This is a genomic window from Streptomyces milbemycinicus, assembly GCF_002154605.1.
GTDB classification, from domain to species: Bacteria; Actinomycetota; Actinomycetes; order Streptomycetales; family Streptomycetaceae; genus Streptomyces; species Streptomyces milbemycinicus.
The window spans coordinates 1-4,300 of record NZ_MUNE01000394.1 but is presented as its reverse complement, the minus strand read 5'-3'; the positions used below and the strand labels follow the sequence as shown (position 1 = coordinate 4,300).

Sequence of the window (4,300 nt, the reverse complement as noted above, 5' to 3'; positions counted from 1 at the left end):
TGACGACAGGCCCTAGCGGCCCACCTTCTCGTCCAGGAACTTCCTGATCAGGCCCAGCCACTCGCCCGGCGCCTCCACGAACGGCAGGTGGCCGGACTGGATCTCGGCGAACTCCGCGCCCGCAATGCCGTCCGCCACCTGCCGGTGGTGGTACGGCGTCGCCATCGCGTCAAGGGCGGTGGAGATCACCAGGGCCGGCACCCGGACCCGGCCCAAGTCCTCGCGTACGTCCACGCTCCGGACGAGCTCCACCTGCTCGACCACCCCGGGCGGCACGGACTCGCCGGTCCCGGCCACCGCCTCGGCGAGCTGCTCGTGGGTCATGCGGTCCACGTACGGCGTGCCGGCGGCGGTGAGCACCGCCCAGCGGGCCGTCGCCTCCGTGTCGCCGGACCTGAGGTGGCGCAGCCAGTCCTCGACCAGCAGCCGCATCCGGGCGCTCGGGTGGGCGAAGGTGGCCGTCAGCACCAGGGCGGTCACCCGATCCGGGTGCCGGGTCGCGGCCCGCAGGGCGACCGGGCCGCCCAGGGAGTAGCCGGCGATCGCGAAGGTCTCAAGGCCCTCCTCGACGGCGGTGGCGACGACGTCGTCGGCGAGTTGGTCGAGGTCCAGTGGGCCCTCGGCGCGTGGGGTGCGGCCCGAGCCGGGGTAGTCGGGGCCGACTACTTTGTACCGTTCGGCCAGCCCGTCCAGGATCGGGCCGTAGTTGCCGTCGACGCTGCCGGTGCCGCCGTGGGCGAGGAGGAGCCCGGGGCCGGTGCCGCGCACAATGCGGCCCAGGGGCGATGTGGTGGTCACGGTGGTGCCTCTCGTGAGTGGTGATCGCTCTGCCCTGGACGCTAAAGTCTCACATGGGTGTCAGAGTCAAGGCCACCGTCCAGGCCCACCGCGCGGACTGGCCGGCCCGGCAGGCCCGCGCCATGGCCGAACTGCTCCTGGACGCACACCGGGCGTGACGTCGACCCGCCGAAGGCGCCCCTCGCCGCAAGAGCCCCCGCTCCCGGCGATGGCCGGGAGCGGGGGCTCGTTCACACGGGCGGTTCGTACAGGCGGTTCGTACAGGCGGTTCGTACGACCGACCGGTCAGCCCACCTCGGCGAGGTGCGGCACCGACTCGCTGCTCGCCACCACCCGCGACGCCCCACTCGTACCGCGGTCGAGCACACCTGCCGTCACCGCGATGGCCAGGCCGACGACCGCGAGCGCCGCGCCGACCAGGGTCGGCGAGGTCCAGCCCCAGCCGGCCGCGATCGCGACGCCGCCGAGCCAGGCGCCGCCCGCGTTGGCGAGGTTGAAGGCGGAGTGGTTGGAGGCGGAGGCGAGGGTCGGGGCGTGCCGGGCCTTGTTCATGACCAGCATCTGCAGCGGGGTCGTGGTCATGAAGCCGACCGCGCCCAGCACCACGACCGTGGCCATGGCCGCCCACTTCATATGCACCGTGAAGTCGAACAGCACCAGCACCACCGCGAGCGCCGCCAGCGATCCGTAGAGCGTGGGCCGCAGGGCCCGGTCGGTGAGCGGGCCGGCGATCAGCGCGCCCAGGGTCATGCCGATGCCGAAGAGGGCCAGCACCACCGTGACGGAGGCCTCGGCCAGGCCGGTGACCTCGGTCATCATCGAGGCGAGATAGCTGTAGACCGCGAAGACGCCGGCGAAGCCGAAGACCGCGGTGAGCAGCCCGAGTACGACCTGGCGGTCGCGCAGCGCGCCCAGTTCGTGGCGGAGGCCGGCCTGCTGGTCCATGGAGATGTGGGGGATGAGCCGGGCGAGCGCGGCCATGGCGACGACGCCGATCGCGGCGACCACGAGGAAGGTGGCGCGCCAGCCGAGGCGCTGGCCGAGCAGTGTGGCCACGGGGACGCCGACGATGTTGGCGACGGTGAGGCCGAGGAACATCGTGGCGACCGCGCGGGCCCGCCGCTCCTCCGCCACCAGCCGCGCCGCGACCACCGCGCCGACGCCGAAGAACGCGCCGTGCGGCAGCCCGGCGAGCACCCGTCCGGCCATCAGCAGCCCGAAGGAGGGGGCCAGGGCGGAGGCGAGGTTGCCCACCGTGAAGAGCGCCATGAGAAGGATGAGCATCCGCTTGCGCGGGATGCGGGAGCCGAGGGCGGTCAGGAGCGGGGCGCCCACCACGACACCGATGGCGTAGGCGGAGACGAGGTACCCGGCGGTCGGCACGGAGGTGCCCAGATCGTCGGCGACGTTGGGCAGCAGGCCCATCATCACAAACTCGGTAGTACCAATGCCGAAGGCGCTCACAGCGAGTGCGAGCAGGGCCAGGGGCATGAGAGACCTTTCAAACGAAGGAGAAAAGGGATGTGACGCGTATGTTCTCTGGCGGAACAAAGTCTCTCATGCGTTTTGTTCCCCAGGAGAATCCCCCAGGTGAACATGTTGTTAGATCTTGCGGACGGAGCAGTCCCCCGGACCGCGCTCAGAGCTTGACCGACGCCGCCACCGGCAGATGGTCGCTCCCGGTCCGCGGCAGGGTCCACGCCGAGACCGGCGACACCCCGCGCACCATGATCTGGTCGATGCGCGCCATCGGGAACGACGCGGGCCAGCTGAAGCCGAAGCCGTCGCCCGCCGCGCCCTGCGCGGACCGCATCTGTGAGGTGACGGGGGCCAGCGAGCGGTCGTTCATGGTGCCGTTGAGGTCGCCCAGCAGGATCACCTTGTCGAGCGGCTCGTTGGAGATGGCCGCGCCCAGCGCGTCGGCGCTGTCGTCGCGCTGCCCGGCGGTGAAGCCCGCATTGAACTTCACCCGGACGGATGGCAGATGCGCGACGTAGAAGGCGACGCGGCCGTCCGGCGCGGCGACGGTGGTGCGCATCGCCCGCGTCCAGCCCAGCTTGATGTCCACCGGCTTGGTGCCGGAGAGCGGGTACTTGCTCCACAGCCCGACCGTGCCCTGGACCGTGTGGTACGGGTAAGTGCCCTTCAGCGCCCGCTCGTACGTGGGCACCGCGGCGCCCTTCAGCTCCTCCAGGGCCACCACGTCCGCACCCGAAGCGGCCACGTCCTTCGCGGTCTTGGCCGGATCGGGGTTGTCCGCGTTGACGTTGTGGGTGACGACGGTCAGATCGCCCTCGCCACCGGACTTGTCGGCGAACATCAGCCCGCCGAAGAGATTCAGCCATACGGACACCGGCAGCACCAGTGAGAGCACGGCGCTGGCCGACCGGCGGACCAGCGCGAGCACCAGCAGGACCGGGATCAGCAGGCCCAGCCAGGGCAGAAAGGTCTCCAGCAGGCTGCCGAGGTTGCCCACACGGTTGGGGATCTCGGCGTGGAAGACCATGACCAGCGTGAGCAGCACCGCGATCGCGGCGAGGACCAGCCCCCGCCGCCAGATGCCGCGGTCACGGCGGAGCCGGTCGAGCAGGCGCCGGGCCCGAGAGCCAGTCGGCTCAGGAGCCCCGTGCTGTTCCGTCTCCTGCGTGTACGCCTGCGCCATTCGTCGTCCGTCCCTCGCTGCCTCAACTGCCGCGCCCTGGGCTAAGACCCTAGGCGATGACCAGTGCTTTCCCCGACGCTCCGGGCGAGCACCCCAGGAGAGGGGACGTTCGCCGGGAGCGTACGGGTTCCGGCTCTGGGGGAGGACGGGACCCTTGTCACACAACGGGCACAGACCAGCCGTAAGACGGCGGGCGTCACCAGCCGTGCGGCGGCGGGTGTCAGGCCTTAGGTCCGCACCCCCTCGAGCACCGTATCGACGATGGTCTCGGCCAGTCCCTCCGGAAGCGCCTTCCGTTCGTGAAGAATCGTGCGGGACAGCATCGGGCCGGTGAACAGATCGGCGATCAGCTCGACGTCGAGGTCGTCGCGGATCTCGCCGTTCGCCATCGCGCGGCGCAGCACCTCGTACATCACCTCGCGCCGGGCAGCTATCACATGGTCTTCATAGGCGCGCCACAGCTTGCGGTTGGCGTGCATCTGGGTGAGGACAGTGCGCAGCAGGGCGGAGCTTCGCTTGGCCAGGCCGCGCCGCCGCATCCGCTCCAGGATGGTGACCAGGTCGTCGCGGACCGAGATCCCGAGGGCCGGCCGGCTCGGCTCCTCCAGGGAGCGCACCACATCGATCAGCAGCGCGTCCTTGCCGGACCAGCGGCGGTAGACGGTGGCCTTGCCGACCCCCGCCTCGCGCGCGATGCCCTCGATGGACAGTTCGCCGATCGTGGCGCCCTCCTCGATCAGCCGCAGCGTGGCCTCGATGATCGCGGCGTCGACGGCGGCGCTGCGCGGCCGCCCCGGCAGCCGGGGCCCCGCGCAGTCGCGCGCGGCCAACGCCCCGTCG

Annotated in this window: 4 protein-coding genes; all 4 read right to left on the bottom strand. The window is 71.3% G+C overall.

Translation table 11 applies throughout. The annotated features are described in order from the left end of the window. Nucleotides 1-12: 12 nt before the first annotated feature. The 4 genes from CCN51_RS30100 to CCN51_RS30085 all read right to left on the bottom strand — a co-directional run bounded on the left by CCN51_RS30100 (nt 13) and on the right by CCN51_RS30085 (nt 4,290). Nucleotides 13-798 carry an alpha/beta fold hydrolase gene (locus CCN51_RS30100; protein WP_014180273.1) on the bottom strand — a complete coding sequence of 262 codons (786 nt, stop codon included), beginning with the start codon at nt 796-798 and terminating at the stop codon, nt 13-15. Between the two features lie 285 nt (nt 799-1,083). Continuing rightward, a complete protein-coding gene (locus CCN51_RS30095) occupies nt 1,084-2,289 on the bottom strand; it encodes an MFS transporter (protein ID WP_014180271.1) in 1,206 nt (401 codons plus the stop codon). Nucleotides 2,290-2,437: 148 nt separating this feature from the next. Then, entirely contained in the window at nt 2,438-3,460 is a 1,023-nt protein-coding gene (locus CCN51_RS30090; RefSeq protein WP_014180270.1) for an endonuclease/exonuclease/phosphatase family protein, read from the bottom strand. 227 nt (nt 3,461-3,687) lie between these two features. Then, on the bottom strand, nt 3,688-4,290 hold the full coding sequence (locus CCN51_RS30085) for a TetR/AcrR family transcriptional regulator (RefSeq protein WP_043491880.1): 603 nt from the start codon (nt 4,288-4,290) through the stop codon (nt 3,688-3,690). Nucleotides 4,291-4,300: the final 10 nt, after the last annotated feature.

Bases quoted from the DNA above. Each gene is read 5' to 3' on its own strand.
- CCN51_RS30095 (WP_014180271.1), bottom strand. From the start codon at position 2,289: ATGCCCCTGGCCCTGCTCGCACTCGCTGTGAGCGCCTTCGGCATTGGT.
- CCN51_RS30090 (WP_014180270.1), bottom strand. From the start codon at position 3,460: ATGGCGCAGGCGTACACGCAGGAGACGGAACAGCACGGGGCTCCTGAG.